Origin of the sequence: Kitasatospora sp. NPDC059160, from assembly GCF_042755465.1 — a bacterium.
Classification (GTDB): Bacteria; Actinomycetota; Actinomycetes; order Streptomycetales; family Streptomycetaceae; genus Kitasatospora.
Genome location: NZ_JBHZCN010000052.1, coordinates 44,285 through 64,958, shown reverse-complemented (window position 1 = coordinate 64,958; position 20,674 = coordinate 44,285). Strand labels below are relative to the sequence as shown.

Here is a 20,674-nt window from a genome sequence, read left to right as displayed (position 1 = left end):
TACATTCCGAACCCGGAAGCTAAGCCTCACAGCGCCGATGGTACTGCAGGGGGGACCCTGTGGGAGAGTAGGACGCCGCCGAACAATCATTCAGAAAAGCCCCTGATCCCTTCGGATCAGGGGCTTTTCGCATTTCCGTTGACGTATCGTCAGGGCATGGACGATCAGACAGCGGTCATTGCGAGCAACGTGCTCCGCCCCGAGCAGCGCGACGGCGCCCTGCGTGTTCTGGCGGAGGCCCAGGCGGTCGACGGCCGAGCCGCGGTCTCCGAGCAGGGCCGGCTGCGGCTGCGGAACGCCGAGACTCCCCGGCCGGGCGTCACCCACCTCATCGTGACCGAGGCCGAGACCACGAGTGCGAGTGCGAGCGCCACCGTGGTCGGCTACGGCCAGGTGGAGGTGCCGGAGGCCGTGACGGCGAACCCGGCGGCCGAGCTGCTGGTCGACCCGGCCGCCCGCGGCCGCGGCCTGGCCCGCCCGCTGGTGGACGCCGTCCTGGAGCAGGCCCACCTGGTCGGCCGGGACGCGGTGGACTTCTGGGTGCACGGCGGTCACCCGGCGGCCCGGCACCTGGCCGGGGCCTACGGCGCCGAGCTGGTCCGGGAGCTGCGGCAGATGCGCCGCACCGGTCCGCAGACCGAGGCCGTGGCCGTCCCCGAGGGGATCGAGCTCCGCACCTTCCGTCCGGGTGAGGACGACGCCGAGTGGCTGCGGCTGAACGCCCTGGCCTTCTCCCACCACCCGGAGCAAGGCTCCTGGACGCAGCAGGACCTGGCGGAGCGGATCGCCGAGCCCTGGTTCGACCCGGCCGGCTTCTTCCTCGCGACCCGGGGCGGCAAGGTCGTCGGTTTCCACTGGACCAAGGTGCACCCGGCCACCGCCACCGAGCCGGAGCTCGGCGAGGTGTACGTCGTCGGGGTGGACCCGGCCGAGCAGGGCAGCGGCCTCGGCCGCGCGCTGACCGCCGCCGGCCTACGTCACCTGACCGGGTCAGGGGCCGGTGAGCGTGGACTGGAGACGGTCCTCCTCTACGTCGACGCCGACAACCCGGCGGCCGTCCGGGTCTACGAGCGACTGGGATTCACCGTCCACGAGGTGGATCTGATGTACCGCGCCCGGTACCAGGCGGACCGAGCAGCAGACCGTGCAGCAGACCGGGCGACGGACCGAGCAGCAGACCACTAGACCCACGCCCGGTCCCGCGCCGCAGGCGGCCCGACGGTAACGGAGCGGTCGCGGGCAGGGGGCGGCGAGGCCCGCCACCCCTTGCTCCGACCGACTCAGCTTTCCTCCTGGCCATGCGGTGTTTACCGTGGATTCAATTGCTGCCGCGAAGATCACAGGATGAAGTCCGTAGTGTCTCGCTCGTGCAGAGTCGACCGCCATTCCCCGGCCGGTCCTGTACGGACCGCGCCCGGTGGGTGGGTGCTGTCCCCGGGGGCGACCCGGGGCGAGGACGACGGCCCGCAGAGCCATTCGTGTCCGGACGCCGTCCTGCTGGAGGAGCTGGAACCCATGAGCATCCCCCGCCCCGTCCCTGCCCCGCTGCCGCCCACGGCGCGGATGTCCAGTGCGCTGGGCGTCCCGCCGGAGCTGCCAGCCACGGACGAGCAGGAGTTCGAAGCACTGCCGCAGGGCCGCTTCCTGGACCGTGAGCGGAGTTGGCTCGCGTTCAACGAACGCGTCCTGGAGCTGGCCGAGGACCCGGGGATCCCGCTGCTGGAGCGGGCGAAGTTCCTGGCGATCTTCGCGAGCAACCTGGACGAGTTCTTCATGGTCCGGGTCGCCGGCCTCAAGCGCCGGATCGCCACCGGGGTGGCCCAGCGCAGCGCGTCCGGCCTCCAGCCGCGCGAGGTGCTGGACCTGATCTGGACCCGCTCCCGTGAGCTGATGGCCCGTCATGCCGCGGCCTTCCAGCAGGAGGTGCTGCCGGACCTCGCCGCCGAGGGCATCGAGGTGGTCCGCTGGCCGGAGCTGGCCGAGAAGGAGCAGGCCCGGCTGCACACCCTGTTCCGGCAGAGGATCTTCCCGGTGCTGACCCCGCTGGCGGTCGACCCGGCGCACCCCTTCCCCTACATATCGGGGCTGTCGCTCAACCTCGCCGTGGTGGTCCGCAACCCGGTGTCCGGCCACAAGCACTTCGCCCGGGTGAAGGTGCCGCAGTCGCTGGCCCGCTTCCTGGAGGCCTCGCCCCAGCGGTACGTCCCGCTGGAGGACGTCATGGGCGCGCACCTGGAGGAGCTCTTCCCGGGGATGGAGGTGCTGGCCCACCACGCCTTCCGGGTCACTCGCAACGAGGACCTGGAGGTGGAGGAGGACGACACCGAGAACATCCTCAAGGCCCTGGAGAAGGAGCTGATGCGGCGGCGCTTCGGCCCGCCGGTCCGGCTGGAGGTCGAGGAGTCGATCGACCCCTACATCCTGGACCTGCTGGTGCGGGAGCTGAACATCACCGAGGCGGAGGTCTTCCCGCTGCCCGGTCCGCTGGACCTGACCGGTCTGTTCGGCATCGCCGAGCTGGACCGGCCGGAGCTCAAGTACCCGAAGTTCGTGGCCGGTACGGCCCGCGGGCTGACCGACGTCGAGTCCGCCTCGCAGCCGGACATCTTCGTCGCGATGCGCGAGCGCGACGTGCTGCTGCACCACCCGTACGACAGCTTCTCCACCTCGGTGCAGGCCTTCCTGGAGCAGGCCGCCGCCGACCCGGACGTGCTGGCGATCAAGCAGACCCTGTACCGCACCTCCGGCGACTCGCCGATCGTGGACGCGCTGATCGACGCCGCCGAGTCCGGCAAGCAGGTGCTGGTGCTGGTCGAGATCAAGGCGCGCTTCGACGAGCAGGCCAACATCAAGTGGGCGCGCAAGCTGGAGGAGGCCGGCTGCCACGTGGTCTACGGCCTGGTCGGGCTCAAGACCCACTGCAAGCTGTCGCTGGTGGTCCGCGAGGAGGGCGACACCCTGCGCCGCTACTCGCACGTCGGTACCGGCAACTACCACCCGAAGACCGCCCGGCTGTACGAGGACCTCGGCCTGCTCACCTCCGACCCGCAGGTCGGCGCGGACCTCTCGGACCTCTTCAACCGGCTGTCCGGCTACTCGCGCCGGGAGTCCTACCGCCGGCTGCTGACCGCCCCGCGCGGCCTGCGCGACGGGCTGGTCTCCCGGATCCACAACGAGATCGCCCACCACCGGGCCGGCCGGCCCGCGTACGTGAAGATCAAGGTCAACTCGATCGTCGACGAGGCCCTGATCGACGCGCTCTACCGGGCCTCGCAGGCCGGGGTGCCGGTGGACGTCTGGGTCCGCGGCATCTGCGCGATCCGGCCGGGGGTGCCGGGGCTGAGCGAGAACATCCGGGTGCGCAGCATCCTGGGGCGCTTCCTGGAGCACTCCCGGGTCTTCGTGTTCGGCAACAACGGCGATCCCGAAGTGTGGATCGGCAGCGCCGACATGATGCACCGCAACCTGGACCGCCGGATCGAGGCGCTGCTCAGGATCACCGATCCGGCGCACCGTGCCGAGCTGTCCGGGCTGATCGACCTCGGGGTGTCGGACGAGACCGAGTCCTGGCACCTGGGCCCGGACGGTGCCTGGGAGCGCCGTTCGCAGGACGCCGAGGGCAAGCCGTTGCGGCACGTCCAGGACCTGCTCATCGATTCGCGCCAGCGCCGCCGGGCCGCCACCTCGCGCTGACGCGTCCACTGATGCGAGCCGCCGGAGCAGTCGGGGCCCCCGGGGCCCCGGGGGGAGCTGCTCCGGCGGTCGGCCACCAGCCCCGGGGAAGGGCCCCGGGGGAACGGGGATCTACCACGCCATGACCGAAGCGCCGATGACGGCCCAGGCGGCCTCCACAGCGACCGCCGGGGACATCCTTTCCCGCCAACTCACCGCCCAGGCGGGCGCGTTCCTGCGCGCCCTGCCGCTCGCGGTGGGCGAGGTCGGCGCCAGACCGGGGTCGGCCGCGGCCGTTCCGGCGAGCGGCACCGCCGACCTGCTGCGGGCCGTGCGGCGGGTCGGCGGGCTGCTGCACACCTTCGGGGCCGTGTTCGAGCAGTCCTGGGCGCAGGAGTCGCGCACCGAACTGCGCTGGCTGCTGAACCTGTTGGCGCTGGAGCCCGGTTACGTCCGCCGCTCGGCCCGGCTGCTGGGCGCGGTGGACTCGCTGAGCGGCACCGACCCCGAGGGGACGGGCATGCTGGCCGGGCACGCGGGCGCCCCCAAGGCGCGGGCGCTGCTGGACCGGCAGCTGACCCTGGCCCGGACCAGGGCGCACTCCACGGTGCTCCAGGAGCTCCGCTCGGCCCGGCTGCACGCGCTGGCGGACCGGATGACCCTGCTGGTCGGCGAGGCGCCGCTGCTGGAGGCGGCCGGCGGCCGGGCGTCGGCGGTGCTGCGGCCGCAGGCGGCGGCCGCGTTCACCGCGCTGTCGGTGAGCGCCCAGCAGCTGCCGCTCCACCGGGCCGCGACCCCGTACGGCGGGGACGGGCTGCGCCGGCTGGGCGCGGTGCCGGCGGCGCGCGGGGCGGCGGACGCGGACTCCGCGCTGGCGGCCGACGACGCGCCCTGGTCGCGGCTGCGGATCCTGGTGAAGCGGGCCCGGTACGCGCTGGAGGTGTGCGCCCGGCCGTCCGCCGAGCTGGACGAGCTGGACGCGGTGCTGGCCCGGCACCAGGAGGCCGCGGACGCCGCGGTGACCGCCGCGACGGCGGCGCGCACCCCGCGGATCACCCCCGCGACCGCCTACGTGCTGGGCGTGGTGCATGCTGATCAACGACTGGAGGTCGAGGCGGCGCGGTACGCCTTCGGCCGCCGGTGGCCCGAGCTCCCGCCGTCCCCGGACGGCTGGCTGGAGCTCCCCCCTGCCGAGGGCCGGGGGCATTCCCCCGCACCACGGACGGCTTGAATTGCACGATCGCCTGCGCACCGGGCGGGCAGCGGACCCGACGGTGGGACCGGCCGTGAACCCGGCGGCGGCCCGGGCCGCGGGCCCGGCGGCCGCACCGGCCCGCGGCCCGGTGGTCCTGGCGGCGGGCGCGGTGCTCTGGCTGCCCGGCCGGCCGAAGCCCAGCGGTCGGCTGGGGCGGCCGCGGATCGCGGTGATCCACCGCCCGAAGTACGACGACTGGAGCCTGCCGAAGGGCAAGCTCGACCCGGGGGAGGGCGTGGTCGAGGCGGCGCTGCGCGAGGTGCGGGAGGAGACCGGCTTCGACTGCCTGCTCGGTCCGGAGCTGCCCGTCCAGCACTACCTGGCCCAGGGCCGTCCGAAGGAGGTCCGGTACTGGGCCGCGGTGCCGACCGTCGGGGCCTTCCGGCCCAACCGTGAGGTCGACCGCCTGGACTGGCTGCCCGCGGGCAAGGCCCGGGCGCGGCTGACCCATGACCGCGACCGGTTGCTGATCGATGCGCTGCTGGTGATCCTGGGTGCGAAGCCCGTACGGACGGGCGGGTCGGGGCCGGTGGAGGAACGGCGGAAGTGATCTCCCCGCGCCCGCGCCGTGACGCAACCGTTACTACGTGACGTAGTTTCCTGTCATCCGTTCGAGGTTCACTTTCCGTTCACTTGCGACCGGCTGTCGTGTCACTTACCCGGCCTAACTTCGGGACTACCGGCGGGCCGAACGGGCCCCGGACCACAGCAAAACCCATGCTCAGCCGTACTCCTGCGGCCTGCGCAGCGGGCAATGCCACAGAAAGGGACACCCCTGTGAAGCTCCAGCGGAACGGCCGCTCCAAGGCCCTCGCCATCGGTGCCATGGCGCTCGTCAGCTCGCTGTCGCTCGCTGCCTGCGGGTCGGACGACAACAACAAGACGGCGTCCAGCGGTTCCAGCGGCTCCTCCGCGGCCGGTGCCGCGGTCAACTGTGGCAAGGCCGGCACGCTCCTGGGCGCCGGTTCGACCGCGCAGGCCCCGGCGATCGACGTGTGGAAGACCAACTTCGGCGCCGCCTGCTCCGGCACCACGGTGAACTACAGCGGCGGCGGCTCCGGTGCCGGTGTCCAGCAGTTCACCCAGGGCAAGGTCGCCTTCGCCGGCACCGACTTCGCCCTCAAGCCGGCCGACGTCGACGCCTCCAAGGCCGTCTGCACCGGCGGCAAGGCGATCGACCTGCCGATGGTGGCCGGCCTGGTCTCGCTGGTCTACAACGTCGAGAACGTCGACAACCTGGTCCTGGACGGCCCGACCGCCGCCAAGATCTTCGACTCGCAGATCACCAAGTGGAACGACCCGGCCATCGCCGCCCTGAACCCGGGCGCCAAGCTGCCGGACGCCGAGATCCAGAGCTTCCACCGCTCCGACGACTCCGGCACCACCTTCAACCTGACCTCCTACTTCGCCAAGACCGGTGGCGGCGCCTGGAGCGCCGAGCCGAACAAGGCGTGGAAGGGCAAGGGCGGCCAGTCCGCGAACGGCAGCGCCGGTGTGTCGGCCCAGATCAAGCAGGTCAAGAACTCGATCGGCTACGCCGAGCTGTCCTACGCCCAGACCAACAACCTGAAGAGCGCCCAGATCGCCACCGGTGCCGCCAAGCCGGTCGAGGCGACCGCCGCCAACGCCGCGCTCACCATCGCCTCCTCCACCGTCACGGGCACCGACGGCGACCTCGCCCTCTCCCTGGACTACGGCACCAAGGCCGACAACGCCTACCCGATCGTCCTGGTGACCTACGAGATCGCCTGCGACAAGGGCAACAAGGCCGAGACGCTGGACACCCTCAAGTCCTTCCTGAACTACACCATCAGCGACGCCGCCCAGAAGTCGATCGGCGACAAGGGCTACGTCCCGATGCCGGCCGCGATCGGCGACAAGGTGAAGGCCGCGGTCGGCACCCTCGCCTGACCCGACAGGACCCCCGGTGGGACGGCCCCGTGAGCGAGGGGGGCCGGGGCCGTCCCGCCGGAACGCACCAACCCAGCACCAACGTCCGGGGCACCGCCGCCATGGTGCCGACCCCCTACCGGGGCGGCACCACCAGACCGGAGTAGACCAATGACTTCATCCTCCCCTGCCGCCCCGCGAGGCAGGGAACGCCGACAGCGCGACAGCCGCGTCGGCGACAAGATCTTCATGAACCTCGCCCGCGGTGCGGGCATCCTGCTGCTGGTCATCATGGCCGCGATCGCCGGCTTCCTGGCCTGGCGCTCGGTCGTGGCCCTCGGCAACAACGACGGCAACTTCCTCACCACCTTCGAGTGGACGCCGGACGCCCCGAAGCCGGTCTTCGGCATCGCCGTCCTGGCCTTCGGCACGATCGTCAGCGCCGTGATCGCGATGGCGATCGCCGTCCCGGTGGCCATCGGGATCGCGCTGTTCATCTCGCACTACGCGCCGCGCCGGATCGCCCAGCCGTTCGCCTACCTGGTCGACCTGCTCGCCGCCGTCCCCAGCATCGTCTACGGCCTCTGGGGCGCGCTGTTCCTCGTCCCGCACATGGACGGGCTGACCAGCTGGCTCAACCAGTACCTGGGCTGGACGTACATCTTCGACCAGACCAGGACCGGCACCCCGCGCAACCTGTTCACCGTCGGCATCCTGCTGGCGATCATGATCCTGCCGATCATCACCGCGGTCTCCCGCGAGGTGTTCCGCCAGGTGCCGCGGATGCACGAGGAGGCGGCGCTCGCCCTCGGCGCGACCCGCTGGGAGATGATCCGCACCGCGGTGCTGCCGTTCGGCCGCCCCGGCATCATCTCGGCCTCGATGCTCGGCCTCGGCCGGGCGCTCGGCGAGACCATCGCGGTCGCGGTGGTGCTCTCCGCCAACAGCGTCCTGTCGCTGCACATCCTGGACGCCGGCGGCGGCACCTTCGCGCAGAACATCGCGCTGAAGTTCGCCGAGGCCGGCAACAACGGCCGCGACGCCCTGATGGCCTCCGGTCTCGTCCTGTTCGTGATCACCCTGCTGGTGAACGGTGCCGCGCGACTGATCATCGCCCGCCGCAAGGAGTACTCGGGGGCCAACGCATGACCACCGTCACCGTCCCCGAGGACGCCCGGCCGCAGGTCGGCCCGAAGCTCACCGCCAACCGGCTGCCCAAGTGGACCCCGCCCGTCGTCGCCGTCGGCTCGATCGCGGTCGGCTGCGGGATCGGCGCCGCCGCGGGCCTGGAGAGCCACCTCCAGTGGGGCCTGATCTCGGCCCTGCTGTTCCTGGCCGGCAGCTACCTGATCTCGGCCCAGGTCGAGGGCCGCCGGCAGGCCAAGGACCGCTTCGCCACCTCGGTGGTCTGGGTCGCCTTCATCCTGGCCGTCGTCCCGCTGGCCTCGCTGACCGTCTACACGGTCCAGCAGGGCATCGGCGTGGTGAACGGGAACTTCCTGAGCCACTCGATGAAGGGCGTGATCCAGAGCGGCCCCGGCGGCGGCATCTACCACGCGCTGCTCGGCACCCTCCAGCAGGTCGGCCTGGCCACCGTGATGGCCGCCCCGCTCGGTCTGCTGACCGCCGTCTACCTGGTGGAGTACGGCCGCGGCCGGCTCGCCAAGGCGGTCACCTTCTTCGTCGACGTCATGACGGGCGTCCCGTCGATCGTCGCCGGTCTGTTCATCCTCTCGCTCTGGAACCTCGCCCTGGGGTTCAGCTACTCCGGCTTCTCGGGCAGCCTCGCGCTGGCGATCCTGATGATCCCGGTCGTGGTCCGGTCGACCGAGGAGATGCTCAAGCTCGTCCCGAACGAGCTGCGCGAGGCCTCGTACGCCCTCGGTGTGCCGAAGTGGAAGACCGTCCTGCGGATCGTCCTCCCCACCGCGATCGGCGGCATCACCACCGGTGTGATGCTCGCGGTCGCCCGCATCACGGGCGAGACCGCCCCGGTGATGATGCTGGTGTTCGGCGCCGACTACATCAACAGCAACCCGTTCGACGGACCGCAGCAGTCCCTGCCGATGTACATCTGGCAGCAGTACTCGGTGGTCAACAACGACTTCGGCTACGCCCGCGCCTGGGGCGCCGCGCTGGTGCTGATCGCCTTCGTGATGGGGCTCAACCTCATCGCCCGGGGCATCGCACGCTGGCGCTCGCCCAAGGCCGGACACTGAGCGACCACTGACGTACGAAACAGCATTCATTAGCGGCCCTCCGGCCGCGGGCGAGAGAAGCAACGATCATGGCCAAGCGCATCGACGTCAGCGGACTGTCGGCCTACTACGGCACCACCAAGGCCATCGAGGACATCTCGATGAGCATCGAGCCCCGCTCGGTGACCGCCTTCATCGGCCCCTCCGGCTGCGGGAAGTCCACCTTCCTGCGCACCCTCAACCGGATGCACGAGGTGATCCCCGGCGCCCGGGTCGAGGGCAAGGTCCTCCTGGACGACGAGAACCTGTACGCCTCCAACGTCGACCCGGTCGCCGTGCGCCGCTCGATCGGCATGGTCTTCCAGCGCCCGAACCCGTTCCCGACCATGTCGATCTACGACAACGTGGTCGCCGGGCTCAAGCTCGCCGGCGTGCGGAAGAAGGCCGTCCTGGACGAGGTGGTGGAGCGCTCCTTGAAGGGCGCCAACCTCTGGAAGGAGGTCCACACCCGACTGAACAAGCCGGGCGCCGGCCTCTCCGGCGGTCAGCAGCAGCGCCTGTGCATCGCCCGCGCGATCGCGGTCGAGCCGCAGGTCCTGCTGATGGACGAGCCCTGCTCCGCGCTCGACCCGATCTCCACCCTCGCCATCGAGGACCTGATCGGCGAGTTGAAGTCGCAGTTCACCATCGTCATCGTGACCCACAACATGCAGCAGGCGGCCCGCGTCAGCGACCGCACCGCCTTCTTCAACCTGGCCGGCGTCGGCCAGCCGGGCAAGCTGATCGAGCTGGACGACACCCAGCGGATCTTCTCCAACCCGTCGGTGCAGGCGACCGAGGACTACATCTCCGGCCGCTTCGGCTAGACCGACCCCAGCTGTCCCGCGGTGCTGCATGGCGGTGCCGCCGCGGGACATGAAGAAGGGCCCGCCCCCGAGATGTGGGGGCGGGCCCTGTCAGTTGTCGGCCGGGGCGGAGCGTCGGCGGTCAGCCCCAGAAGAGGTGAACGAACCAGTACATCAGCGCTGCGACGACGGCGGCCGCCGGCATCGTGATGAACCAGCCGAGCACGATGTTCTTGGCGACGCCCCAGCGCACCGCGCGGATCCGCTTGGTGGCCCCCGCGCCCATGATCGCCGCGGTGATCACGTGGGTGGTGGAGATCGGCGCCTTGAAGACGAACGAGGTGATGTACATGATCACCGAGGAGGTGGCCTCGGCCGCGAAGCCCTGCGGCGGGTCCAGCTCGATGATCTTCCGGCCGAGGGTCCGCATGATCCGCCAGCCGCCCGCGTAGGTGCCCAGCGAGAGCATGGTCGCGCAGGAGATCTTCACCCAGACCGGGATGTCACCGGTGGTCTGGTGGCCCGAGATGGTGAGCGCCATGACCACGATGCCCATGGTCTTCTGGGCGTCCTGCAGACCGTGGGCCAGCGCCATCGCGGCGGCCGAGGCGGTCTGGGCGACCCGGAAGTTGCGCTTGGCCTTGTGCGGGTTGGCCCGGCGGAAGATCCACAGGATCGCCAGCATCACGATGAAGCCGCCGACCAGGCCGACCACCGGCGAGACGATCATCGGGACGACGATCTTGTCGATCACGCCGCTCCAGATCACCTCGGTGCCGCCGGCCAGGGCCGCACCCACCAGGCCGCCGAACAGCGCGTGCGAGGAGGAGGACGGCAGACCGAAGTACCAGGTGACCAGGTTCCAGGTGATCGCCCCGACCAGGGCCGCGAAGAGGATCGCCATCCCCTGGTTGCCGGTCGGCGTCTCGATGATCCCGCTGGAGACGGTGTGCGCCACCCCGCTGCCCAGGAAGGCACCGGCCAGGTTCATCACGGCGGCCATCGCGAGCGCGGCCCTCGGGGTCAGCGCCCGGGTGGAGACCGACGTGGCGATCGCGTTCGCCGAGTCGTGGAAGCCGTTGGTGTACGTGAAGAAGAACGCAACGCCGATGACGGCGATGAGTGCAGCCATGTCCACGAGGGTCAGGACTCCTTGACGGCGATGGTCTCCACCGTGTTGGCGACGTGCTCGAACGCGTCCGCCGCCTCCTCAAGGACGTCCACGACCTGCTTGAGCTTGAGGACCTCGATGGCGTCGTACTGACCGGAGAACAGGTGGGCGAGCAGCTTGCGGTGGATCTGGTCGGCCTGGTTCTCCAGCCGGTTGACCTCGATCCAGTACTCGGTCAGGTTCGACATGCTGCGCAGGTTGGGCATCGCCTCGGCGGTGAGCTCCGCGGCGCGCGCCAGCACCTCGATCTGCTGCTCGACGCCCTTCGGCAGGGTCTGGATGTCGTAGAGGACGACCAGGTCGACGGCCTCCTCCATGAAGTCCATGATGTCGTCCAGCGACGAGGCGAGGCTGTAGATGTCCTCGCGGTCGAAGGGCGTGATGAAGGAGGAGTTCAGCTGGTGGAAGACGGCATGGGTGGTGTCGTCCCCGGCGTGCTCGGCGGCGCGCATGCGCTCGACGATCTCCGCGCGGGCCGACACGTCTGATCCCAGCAGTTCGAGCAGGAGCTTCGATCCGACGACGAGGTTCTCCGCGGCGGCGGCGAACATGTCGTAGAAACTCGTCTCCTTCGGGGTCAGGCTAAAACGCACGGAATTCTCCGATGTGCGGGGTACGGACTGAACGATGCTAGGTGCAACCGAGCGCGATCGCGCAAACGGGGTGGTGACCTGGGAGGCGGAACCTCCCCTTCCGTTCGGCTGCCGCACGGGCTGTCCCGGACCGCGCCGCCAGGGGCGGACGCAAGGACTCAGTCTGACGGAACCTCGACGCGTTTGCCCCGTCCCGCGTGCGGAAGACCGGGGCGCCGCTCAGACGGGTTAACCCCGCCGCGACCCCGACCAGGCCGTTCGGCACATGCCGGGTGGGCCGTCGGAACACCACGCGGGGCCCCGGTGTTGGACACTGGAGGCCGACGCAGCCACCAGGCACCCAGACGAAGGCGGGCCGATGACCACGACGCAAGCGCGCACCGAGCCGGACCACGCGCCCGGGACCGGCCCCGGGGCCGACACCCCCGCCGCCGAGGGCCACGGCGCCGCGGACCACGGCGGGCACAGCCCGCACGGGCCGCACGGCTACAGCGCGCAGAAGGACGCCCACCTCAAGCGGCTGCGCCGGATCGAGGGCCAGATCCGCGGCCTCCAGCGGATGGTGGACGAGGACGTCTACTGCATCGACGTGCTCACCCAGGTCTCGGCCGGCACCAAGGCCCTGCAGTCCTTCGCGCTCTCCCTGCTGGAGGAGCACCTGCGGCACTGCGTCGCCGCGGCCGCCGAACAGGGCGGCACCGAGCTGGACGCCAAGGTCGCGGAGGCCTCGGCCGCGATCGGCCGACTGCTGCGCAGCTGACCCCCGGGGGCCGTCAGCCCTCGCCCTCCCGCTCGGTCCGGGCCGGGTCCACCCGGTCCAGCAGCACCTCGTCGATCCGCTCGGTCGGCAGCCGGTCACCGGCGCTGGCCGTCGCGGCGATCATCAGCTCGCCGGCCAGCTCGATCTCGTCGAGGGCCGCGTCGTCGTGGCCGCCGCTGCGGCCGCCCGTGGACGACACCACCTGCACCACCCCTTCAGTGCCTCGCCAGCCCGGGCGGCAGCCACCCGACGTCCAGCCTAGGCACTCCGGGGCCCGTCCACATGGCACGGACGGGCCATCTCGGCGCCGCCGAAACGGGTGACCGTCGCTCCCCGGACGGCCACCCGCGCCGGCGGCGCCCCGTTCCGCCCCGGCGCCGGGGCGCTACTTCGGGCTCTCCGTCGGCTTCATCTGGTAGATGTCCGAGGCCGGCGGCTCGGCCGCCTCGACCGGCTTGCCGAAGTCCGACAGGGCGGTGGTCGACGTGACCTTCACCTGGTCCTTGGCCTCCTTCGAGCCGGCCACCCCGGCGAAGGTGAACACCTCCACCACCCTGTGCAGCCGCCCCTGGTCGTCCAGCCAGGCGTCGTACGGGACCTCCTTGACGGTGAAGGTCTGCCCGCCCATCCGCAGGCCGTCCCCGCCCCGGCCGCCGGTGGCGTCGGCCGCCTTGGCCAGGTCCAGGGTGCCGCGGTAGTGGTGCAGCGGGGTGCCGTCCACCGTCTCGGTGCCGACCAGGTCGGCCTTCTGCACCCCGCGCAGCGCCCCCGCCGCCGTGGCCGGATCGGTGGCGCCGCTGCTGACCAGGTTGCCGTCCGGCAGCTGGCGCACGTCCAGCTTCACCCACTTGCCCTCGGGCACCTTGGCACCGCTGTTCTGCAGGTAGACGGTGCCCGGCAGGACCACCTCGACGATCTTCCCGGTGGTCGCCGCCCCCGGCGGCACCTGGACCTCCAGCCGGCCGATCCGCTTCACGTAGTCGTAGCCGCCGGTGCCGGAGAAGGACGCCTTCTTGTCCGTGGACTCCGTGACCAGTTCGGTGGCCGCGTGCGCGGAGCCGGTGCGACCGGTGATGTCCGCCGCGCCGCGCACCGCCGCCACCGGGTCGGCGGCCAGCTGGTCGGGCGCGTTCGACTGCTGGTCGGAGGAGCCGCCACCGGAGTGGGCCGAGCACCCGGCCGCCCCCGCGGCCAGCGCGGCGGCGAGCACGGCGGCGCCGGCCGCCGCGCGCAGGCGCGGCCCCGGACGGCGCGCCGGCCGCCCGGTTCGCTGCTGGTCGGTCATCTTCATCCTCGCGACAACCCCCTCGGGACCGACTGCCCCGCCGACTGCGGCACCGGCTGGGGCGCCGGGAGGGCAGAGCTCTTTCCGGGCAAACGAGTTGGCTCGCGAAGGGTTACGGGTCCGGCGGGAACCGGCGGGTGTCGCGTGAGGGTCGCCCGGCGCGTTACGGTGAATCCCGTGCACAGTGAGCTGCCGGTCGCCCCCGGCACCACCCCGATGCCCGAGCACCGCGTCGCGCTCAGCGAACGCGGTTCCTTCGCCTTCGCGACCTGCAGCTGCGGCTGGTACTCCGCCGCCCGCCGCTCCCGGGACCTGGCCCGCCGCGAGGGGGCCGACCACCTCGCCGAGTACGGGGCCGACGCACCCTAGGGGCGTCCGGACCCGTCCGGACCGTTCGGACCGTTCGGTGCGGCGGGGTACTCCGGGCCCTCAGGCCGCGAGGTCGGACTCCGGCGGCTGCTCCTCCCGGCGCACCGCTCCCCGCCCGCGGCGCCGGCCGCGCCGCTCGGTGCCCCGGCCGGCGGCGGCCCCGCGCTCCGGGGCCCGGACCAGCGGGGCCACCGCCGTCCGGGTCAGCGCGTGGCAGAACGGGACCAGCACCGCCATCGCGATCGGCGCCAGCAGCAGCACCACGGCGACGGCCAGCGCGAAGCCGCCGATCACGTCCGTCGGGTAGTGGACGCCCATGAACATCCGGCAGAAGCCCTGGAGCAGGGCCAGGCCACCGGCGATCCAGCCCAGCTTCCGGTTCACCAGGAACAGCGCCACCGCCACGGCCATCGTCATGGTCGAGTGGTCGCTGACGAAGGAGTGGGTGCCGGCCTTGCCGTCCACCAGCACCAGCAGCCCCGGGTGGTCGACGAAGGGCCGCGGCCGGTCCACGATCGCGGCGATCGGCAGGTTGGCCAGCTCGGCGACGGCCACCGAGAGCGGCACCCAGAGCAGCCCGGCGATCGCCACCGGCGCGTCCGGGCGGCGTCTGGCCTGCAGCCAGCCCACCAGCCCGAGCAGCGCGAGGCCGATCAGGATGCCGTACTCGCCGATCCACGACACCGCGTGGTCCAGCCACTGCGGGGAGCGCTTGGCCAGGCCGTTGACGGCGTAGAGCAGACCGAGGTCGGGGTTGGTCGTGTCGGCAAGCGGCGTCGACACGCCGCACCTCCTTCTGGTCCGCTGCACCTGTTCGATCCCGCCGGGGCCCGCCCGGCGGGCGAAGCTGACGAGGGACCACCGGACCCAACGTCATCGCCGGGACCCAGCGTTCCACGGAAACGCGCGGTTATGGAAACTTGACTCAGCGTCCACAGGCCACACACAGATCGGTGGACGACTCAGCCGGTCCCACCGGTTGCGGTGGCTCCGTTGACCCGCCCCGCGGCCGTCGGGGCGGCCGGTGCGGCGGCCGCGGGCCGGCTGCCGGGGGCGGTCGGGGTCGGGGTCGGGGCCGTCGCGCCCGGGCGGCTCGGGGCGTTGACCGCGCCGCTGGTGTTGTTGCGCGTCGGCAGCGCCTGGGCGCCGTCCGTGGTGACCCGGGTCGCCCCGATGTACTCCTTGGTGTCGATCTTGTCGTAGCGGATCACCGCCCCGGTGTGCGGCGCGTTGATCATGTAGCCGCCGCCGACGTAGATCCCCACGTGGTGGATGCTCCGCGGATCGCTCAGGTCGGTCGCGAAGAACACCAGGTCGCCCGGCCGGAGCTGATCCCGTGACGGGTGCGGTCCGGCGTACCACTGGTCGTTGGCCACCCGGGGCAGGGCGATGCCCACGGTGGCGAACGCGGCCACGGTGAGCCCGGAGCAGTCGAACCGCCCGTTCTGCCAGGCCGCCCCGTCCCCGCCCCACAGGTACGGCGTGCCGAGCTTGGTCTGCGCGAAGTAGATCGCGGCGGCCGACTGCGCGGACACCTCCACCGGCGCGGTCGGCGCGGCGAAGCTCCGGGCCATCGCCTGGATGTTCCGCACGTACCCCTGGGTCTCCCTGTACGGCGGGACGCCCCGGTTCGACGTCACCGCGTACGGGCCGGCGTTGTAGGCGGCCAGCATGTTGGCCTGCGGATCGCCCGGCACGCCGGCCACGTCCTTGGCGAGCGCGCAGTCGTAGACCGCCGCGGTGGCGATCGCGTCGTACGGGTTCCAGACGTCCTTCTTGCCGTCCCCGTCACCGTCCGTGGCGTACATCGGCCAGGTGCCCGGCATGAACTGCGCCATTCCCTGTGCCCCGACGCCGGATTGGGCCTTGGGGTCGAAACCGCTTTCCTGGTACAGCTGCGCCGCGAGCATCGGCGGGGAGATCTCCGGGCAGAGCGAGCCCCACTTCTGGATCGCGTCCTGGTAGGCCGCCGGAACGGTGCCGGGGGAGAGGGCGGAACGATTCGCCGCCAGTTGCGGTGTCCCACCCGCCGCATACGTCCCCATCGTCACCAGACCGAGGAACCCGAACGCGACAACTCCCGCCGCAGCGGCGGCCGTACCGGCCTTCCGGAGTACCATCAGCACCATCCCGACGAATCGTCAGTCGAAGTGTCCCGGAAGGCGTTGCTCACCGCAATCATCAGAGATACAAAGAGTGAGCGCTATCCTTCGTACGGTGGACATCCTCGCGTACGTGTCCGATGCCTCACGACCAATCCGCGAGAAGTAGCCAAGTCGACATCAGATCTGGCCAAGAATAGGCACCGACCCTTCGCGCGGGCGGGGTCCGGGCCCTTGAATTTGCCTGATCGGGCGGTGAGATGGAAATGAACCTGAGCAGCGTGCACACCTATGCGGTCGGCCACCTGGCCGAGGACCCTCCCAAGAAGCCGAATATCGACACCATCATCGGCGGGATCGCCCCGGACTGGGGCCCCTTCGCCAGCCTCGGGTCGGAGGCCCGGGTGATGGTCGAGGTCATCATGGCCGTCGCCATCCTCGTCTGCCTCGGCCTCGCGGTGTGGGGTGCGGCCAAACAGCGGATCGGCGCGACCGCGATGCGGGACAGCTTCGGAGCCGAACAGGGCAAGGGGCTGATCATCGCCGGGCTGACCGGCGTGTTCATCATTGGATCACTCGGCACTCTGTTCACCATTGTCTACGGCATGGCTATCTGACGATCGGACAGCAGTGACCCGGCCCGCCTGACGACAGGTTCCCGCCCGGACCTCCCCAGAGGGCCGACCCGCCAGGAGTCCACCCCCCGTTCCCACCCCCCGTCCGCGCCCGCCCCCGGACGGAGGGCCCCCGGAGCCGCCCGGCTCCCCGCACCAGGAGGGCCGCCGTGCCGTTGTCCGACGACCAGCCGCACACCCGTACGCGGCTGCCGGTCGACGAACAGCCCTCCGCACTGCCGACCAGCCGTCAGTCCAGGCCGCTGCGCACCCTGCTGACCGTCCTCGTCGTCGTCACCCTGCTCGTCGTCGCCATCTCCGTCGCCAACCGCGGCAAACCGGACCCAGGCAGCGGCGGCAGCTCCGCCGACCGGGCGGCCCCCGGCGCCGGCTCCGGCGCCGGCCCCGCGCCCAGCGGCGACCAGCCCGTCGGCACCACCGTCAACGGCATCGCCTCCGGCTACCCGCACAGCGACCAGGGCGCCCAGTCCGCCGCCGCCAACTACGCGGTGGCGATCGGCTCCGCGGACATGTTCCGCGCCGACAGCCGCCACACCATCGTCGCCACCATCGCCGACCCGGGCTCCGCCGCGGCCCTGCAGAGCCGGCTGGACCAGGGCTTCACGCCGGAAACGGCAGCTCGGTTCGGAGTGGACGCCCAGGGCAAGCCGCCTAAGGGCCTGACCTTCGTCAGCCGGACGATCCCGGTCGGGACCAGGAGCATTGGTTACAGCTCGGACAGCGTGAAGGTCGATGTCTGGTGCACGGGCCTGTTCGGACTGGCCGGCGAGCGGTCGACCAAGCCGGTTTCCGATGAGTGGTTCACGCTCAACCTCAGTCTGCGCTGGACCGGGACCGACTGGAAGCTCACCGACTTCAGCCGAGCGTCGGGCCCGGCTCCGGTTCCGCAGGACCAGCAAGCCGCGACCGCGGAGGAGATCACTGGTGCCGTCGAGCAGTTCGGAGGCTTCCGCTATGCCCGCTGACGGCAGCTCGGGTCTTGCCCGGCGGATAGTCGGCCGGTTGGCCGGGGCAGCGCTGTTCGGAGCCTCCTCGGTCGTTCTGGCGGCCGGTCACGCGATGGCCGAGCCATCGCCCACCCCCAGTACCGGGGCGACCAACTCCGCTTGCCCCGGAGTTCCGCTCCCGGGCAACGACGTCTACTGTGCGCCACCCGGCGGCGCCCTTCCCGGCGGCGGCGTCAGCAACGTGACCGATCCGCTCGGGTCGCTCGCCAAGGGGTGTGCGCAGGCGGCGGCGTGGGTGGTGCGGAACCTGTCGGGGGCGATCGACGGGACGACGTCGGTGGACTTCACCAACCAGTCGTTCCTGCAGCAGTACGCCGTGGTGTTCGCCGTGTCGACGGTGATCACGCTGGTGCTGTGGCTGCTGGCGGTGACCAAGCGGGCGGTGCGCGGGGCGTCGTTGACGACGGCGATCTCGGAGGCGGTCGGCTTCCTGTGGCTGACAGTGGTGGCCTCGGCGTTCACGCCGTTGATCCTGTTCACCGTGGTGAGCGTGACGGACGGGCTGACGAAGGCGATCGCGGTCGGGACGAAGTCGGACACCGGGACGTACCTGGGCGGGTTCGCCGACACCCTGGAGAAGGGGAACGTCGGCGGCGGCCCGCTGATCCTGGTGCTGGTGTCGCTGGTCGCGGTGCTGGCGGCGGCGGTGCTCTGGATCGAGCTGGTGATCCGGGCGGCGATGCTGTACGTGGGGGCGCTGCTGGGGACGGCGGTGTACGCGGGGCTGGTGGACCGGCAGTTGTGGAAGCACGTGCGCCGGTGGGCCGGGATGATGCTGGCGGTGGACCTGGCGAAGCCGATCATCGTGATCATCCTGGGTCTGGCGGGCGCGGTGGCGACCGGGGCCGGGGCCAACGACGACTTCGCCCGGGTGCTGTCCGGGTTGGCGATCCTGTTCCTGTCGATCTTCGCGAGCGCCGCGGTGTACCGCTTCGTCCCGACCTTCGGCGACGAGATGCTGAACATGCGCGGGGCCCGGGCCAGTGCGGTGCAGGCCGGTTCGGCGATGATCAACGGGACCGCGAACCTGATGAAGCAGGGCATCTCCACCCACGGCGACCGCGGTCCGCAGGGGGCCGGGGGCGGCGGGGGTGCGGGCGGCGGCTCGGTCGCGCCCGGCATCGCCGCGCACGCCGGCCGGACGCCGTCCCCGCCGCCGCAGGCCGGGCCGCCGCCGCAGGCCTCGGTTCCGAACCGCGACAGCAATCCAGCGAAGGGAGGGTGACGGGTAAGTGAGCAGCGAACCGCTCGGCCAGTACGGGGCCCAGTACGCCCAGCCGTACGTGCACCAGCGCCGCACCTACCTGATCGGCAAGGCCCGCCCGAACGCGGTGATCGGCCGCAACCGGGAGTCCGGGGAGATCATCCTGATCATCTTCGGGGCGTTCCTCGGGATGCTCTGGGGCCTGCTGATGCCGGTCCTGGCGCTGCGGATCGCCGGTCTGATCGGCCTGCCGCTGCTGGCCATCGCGGCGGTCTACGTGCCGTACCGCAAGCGGACGTTCTACCGGTGGGTGGAGATCAACCGCACCTACCGCCGGACGGTCCGCAGCGGGCGCGGGCTGTGGCGTTCGGACGCGATGGACGCGGGCACCCGGATGGACGGCCGGGAGGTGGAGGTCGGTCCGCCGCCCGGGGTGGGGCGGCTGCGCTGGCTGACCGCGCCGTTCGGGCCGGACGAGGTCGGGGTGCTGATGCACCTGGAGCGGCGGACGGTGACGGCCGCGATCGAGATCGAGGGCCCGGGCGTCGGGCTGCGCGACTCGGAGGACCAGGAGGCGCTGGTCGACCGGTTCGGCACGCTGTTGAAGCACGTCGCCAACGGGGACGGCTTCGTGACCCGGCTGCAGATCCTGGCCCGCACCCTGCCGGCCGACCCGGACGCCCACGCCAAGGACGTCGAGCGCCGCGGCGACCACGACGCGCCGCGCTGGCTGCAGGACTCGTACGACCAGCTGCAGTCGATGGTGTCGACCTCCTCGGAGCAGCACCGGGCGTACCTGGTGGCGTGCATGCACTACACCCGGGACCTGGCCGCCGAGGCGCACGCGATGGGCCGCACCGCGACCGGCGGGCGGGCCCGGGACGACGACGGGCTGGCGGCCGTGATGGCCCGCGAGCTGACCGACATCTGCGCCCGGCTGGCCGAGGCGGACATCCGGGTGCGCCAGCCGCTGGGCCAGGCCCGGCTGTCCTCGCTGCTGCACTCGATGTACGACCCGGACCACCCGATCGACCACATCCAGGCGATGTCCCGGCGCAACGCCTGGCCGGCCGAGCTGGACGCGACCCACCCCCAGTACCTGACGGCGAAGACCCGGGAGTCGGTGACCCGGGAGCCGTGGTGCCACGCCACCGCCTGGGTCAAGGAGTGGCCGCTCACCCCGGTGGGCGTCAACTTCCTGGCGCCGCTGCTGGTGCACACCCCGGACGTGATCCGGACGGTGGCGGTGACGATGGACCTGGAGCCCACCGACGTCGCGATCGAGCGGATGCTGACCGAGAAGACCAACGACGAGGCGGAGGCCAGTCGCGCGGCCAAGATGAACCGCACGGTCGACCCGCGCGACCTGGCCCACACCGGCCGGGTGGACCAGCGCGGTGACGACCTGGCCTCCGGCGCGGCCGGGGTGAACCTGGTCGGCTACATCACGGTCTCCTCGCGCAACCCCGACGCGCTGGCCCGCGACAAGCGGACCATCCGGGCCTCGGCGGGCAAGAGCTACCTCAAGCTGGAGTGGTGCGACCGCGAGCACCACCGGGCCTTCGTCAACACCCTGCCGTTCGCCACCGGCATCCGCCGCTGACCCCCGCGCCGGTCCTCCGGGACCGGGCCCGTCCACCCACCGCGCCCGTCCATCCACCGCGCCACCCCGTCCACCCACCGCGCCC

General features: G+C 71.6%; 20 protein-coding genes and 1 rRNA gene. 15 read left to right on the top strand and 6 right to left on the bottom strand.

The window, feature by feature from the left end; genetic code table 11:
• The 9 genes from rrf to pstB form a co-directional block, all read left to right on the top strand.
• Positions 1 to 84, top strand: a 5S ribosomal RNA gene (gene rrf, locus ACFXOZ_RS22850); the annotation flags it as partial.
• 72 nt (positions 85 to 156) lie between these two features.
• Complete coding sequence (gene mshD, locus ACFXOZ_RS22845) at positions 157 to 1,185, top strand: mycothiol synthase (protein ID WP_380592327.1); 1,029 nt, start codon at positions 157 to 159, stop codon at positions 1,183 to 1,185.
• A 330-nt stretch (positions 1,186 to 1,515) separates the two neighbouring features.
• A complete protein-coding gene (locus tag ACFXOZ_RS22840; RefSeq protein WP_380525379.1) occupies positions 1,516 to 3,693 on the top strand; it encodes an RNA degradosome polyphosphate kinase in 2,178 nt (725 codons plus the stop codon).
• Positions 3,694 to 3,814: 121 nt separating this feature from the next.
• The gene (locus ACFXOZ_RS22835) at positions 3,815 to 4,903 is read left to right on the top strand and encodes a CHAD domain-containing protein (RefSeq protein ID WP_380407387.1); all 1,089 of its coding nucleotides are present in this window, start codon (positions 3,815 to 3,817) and stop codon (positions 4,901 to 4,903) included.
• Between the two features lie 43 nt (positions 4,904 to 4,946).
• Complete coding sequence (locus ACFXOZ_RS22830) at positions 4,947 to 5,477, top strand: NUDIX hydrolase (RefSeq protein WP_375888838.1); 531 nt, start codon at positions 4,947 to 4,949, stop codon at positions 5,475 to 5,477.
• Between the two features lie 227 nt (positions 5,478 to 5,704).
• On the top strand, positions 5,705 to 6,838 hold the full coding sequence (gene pstS / locus ACFXOZ_RS22825) for a phosphate ABC transporter substrate-binding protein PstS (protein ID WP_375888835.1): 1,134 nt from the start codon (positions 5,705 to 5,707) through the stop codon (positions 6,836 to 6,838).
• A gap of 150 nt (positions 6,839 to 6,988) precedes the next feature.
• The gene (gene pstC / locus ACFXOZ_RS22820) at positions 6,989 to 7,966 is read left to right on the top strand and encodes a phosphate ABC transporter permease subunit PstC (RefSeq protein ID WP_375888832.1); all 978 of its coding nucleotides are present in this window, start codon (positions 6,989 to 6,991) and stop codon (positions 7,964 to 7,966) included.
• Positions 7,963 to 9,036, top strand: coding sequence for a phosphate ABC transporter permease PstA (pstA, locus tag ACFXOZ_RS22815; RefSeq protein ID WP_380525378.1), 1,074 nt, complete (start codon positions 7,963 to 7,965; stop codon positions 9,034 to 9,036). The genes pstC and pstA overlap by 4 nt, the downstream gene beginning before the upstream one ends.
• A 68-nt stretch (positions 9,037 to 9,104) precedes the next feature.
• Complete coding sequence (gene pstB, locus ACFXOZ_RS22810) at positions 9,105 to 9,881, top strand: phosphate ABC transporter ATP-binding protein PstB (RefSeq protein WP_375888826.1); 777 nt, start codon at positions 9,105 to 9,107, stop codon at positions 9,879 to 9,881.
• A 121-nt stretch (positions 9,882 to 10,002) separates the two neighbouring features.
• Here pstB and ACFXOZ_RS22805 read toward each other — a convergent pair whose 3' ends face one another.
• Positions 10,003 to 10,998 (bottom strand): anion permease, encoded by a 996-nt coding sequence (locus ACFXOZ_RS22805; RefSeq protein WP_375888824.1) that lies wholly within the window; start codon positions 10,996 to 10,998, stop codon positions 10,003 to 10,005.
• Between the two features lie 5 nt (positions 10,999 to 11,003).
• Complete coding sequence (locus tag ACFXOZ_RS22800) at positions 11,004 to 11,624, bottom strand: DUF47 family protein (protein WP_359914173.1); 621 nt, start codon at positions 11,622 to 11,624, stop codon at positions 11,004 to 11,006.
• 358 nt (positions 11,625 to 11,982) lie between these two features.
• Between ACFXOZ_RS22800 and ACFXOZ_RS22795 the strand changes: the two genes are divergently transcribed.
• Positions 11,983 to 12,384 carry a metal-sensitive transcriptional regulator gene (locus ACFXOZ_RS22795; protein ID WP_380592325.1) on the top strand — a complete coding sequence of 134 codons (402 nt, stop codon included), beginning with the start codon at positions 11,983 to 11,985 and terminating at the stop codon, positions 12,382 to 12,384.
• A 13-nt stretch (positions 12,385 to 12,397) separates the two neighbouring features.
• Here ACFXOZ_RS22795 and ACFXOZ_RS22790 read toward each other — a convergent pair whose 3' ends face one another.
• Positions 12,398 to 12,586, bottom strand: coding sequence for a hypothetical protein (locus ACFXOZ_RS22790; protein WP_375888817.1), 189 nt, complete (start codon positions 12,584 to 12,586; stop codon positions 12,398 to 12,400).
• Between the two features lie 183 nt (positions 12,587 to 12,769).
• Complete coding sequence (locus tag ACFXOZ_RS22785) at positions 12,770 to 13,669, bottom strand: hypothetical protein (RefSeq protein ID WP_380592323.1); 900 nt, start codon at positions 13,667 to 13,669, stop codon at positions 12,770 to 12,772.
• A 177-nt stretch (positions 13,670 to 13,846) separates the two neighbouring features.
• On the opposite strand from ACFXOZ_RS22785, the gene ACFXOZ_RS22780 reads away from it, so the two are divergent.
• Positions 13,847 to 14,038, top strand: coding sequence for a hypothetical protein (locus tag ACFXOZ_RS22780; RefSeq protein WP_375888811.1), 192 nt, complete (start codon positions 13,847 to 13,849; stop codon positions 14,036 to 14,038).
• 60 nt (positions 14,039 to 14,098) lie between these two features.
• Here the strand turns inward: ACFXOZ_RS22780 and ACFXOZ_RS22775 are convergent, their stop codons facing one another.
• Both ACFXOZ_RS22775 and ACFXOZ_RS22770 read right to left on the bottom strand, forming a co-directional pair.
• On the bottom strand, positions 14,099 to 14,821 hold the full coding sequence (locus tag ACFXOZ_RS22775; RefSeq protein ID WP_375888808.1) for a phosphatase PAP2 family protein: 723 nt from the start codon (positions 14,819 to 14,821) through the stop codon (positions 14,099 to 14,101).
• Between the two features lie 179 nt (positions 14,822 to 15,000).
• On the bottom strand, positions 15,001 to 16,158 hold the full coding sequence (locus ACFXOZ_RS22770; RefSeq protein ID WP_380592333.1) for an NlpC/P60 family protein: 1,158 nt from the start codon (positions 16,156 to 16,158) through the stop codon (positions 15,001 to 15,003).
• A 248-nt stretch (positions 16,159 to 16,406) separates the two neighbouring features.
• Here ACFXOZ_RS22770 and ACFXOZ_RS22765 point away from each other — a divergent pair, with 248 nt between their 5' ends.
• The 4 genes from ACFXOZ_RS22765 (at position 16,407) to ACFXOZ_RS22750 (ending at position 20,589) form a co-directional block, all read left to right on the top strand.
• Positions 16,407 to 16,757, top strand: a complete 351-nt coding sequence (locus tag ACFXOZ_RS22765; protein WP_375888806.1) for a hypothetical protein — start codon at positions 16,407 to 16,409, stop codon at positions 16,755 to 16,757.
• Between the two features lie 167 nt (positions 16,758 to 16,924).
• Positions 16,925 to 17,740, top strand: coding sequence for a hypothetical protein (locus ACFXOZ_RS22760; RefSeq protein ID WP_380592321.1), 816 nt, complete (start codon positions 16,925 to 16,927; stop codon positions 17,738 to 17,740).
• Entirely contained in the window at positions 17,730 to 19,007 is a 1,278-nt protein-coding gene (locus ACFXOZ_RS22755; RefSeq protein ID WP_380592319.1) for a hypothetical protein, read from the top strand. The genes ACFXOZ_RS22760 and ACFXOZ_RS22755 overlap by 11 nt, the downstream gene beginning before the upstream one ends.
• Before the next feature lie 7 nt (positions 19,008 to 19,014).
• Positions 19,015 to 20,589: an SCO6880 family protein gene (locus tag ACFXOZ_RS22750; protein ID WP_375888799.1), complete on the top strand. Its 1,575-nt coding sequence runs from the start codon at positions 19,015 to 19,017 to the stop codon at positions 20,587 to 20,589.
• Positions 20,590 to 20,674: the final 85 nt, after the last annotated feature.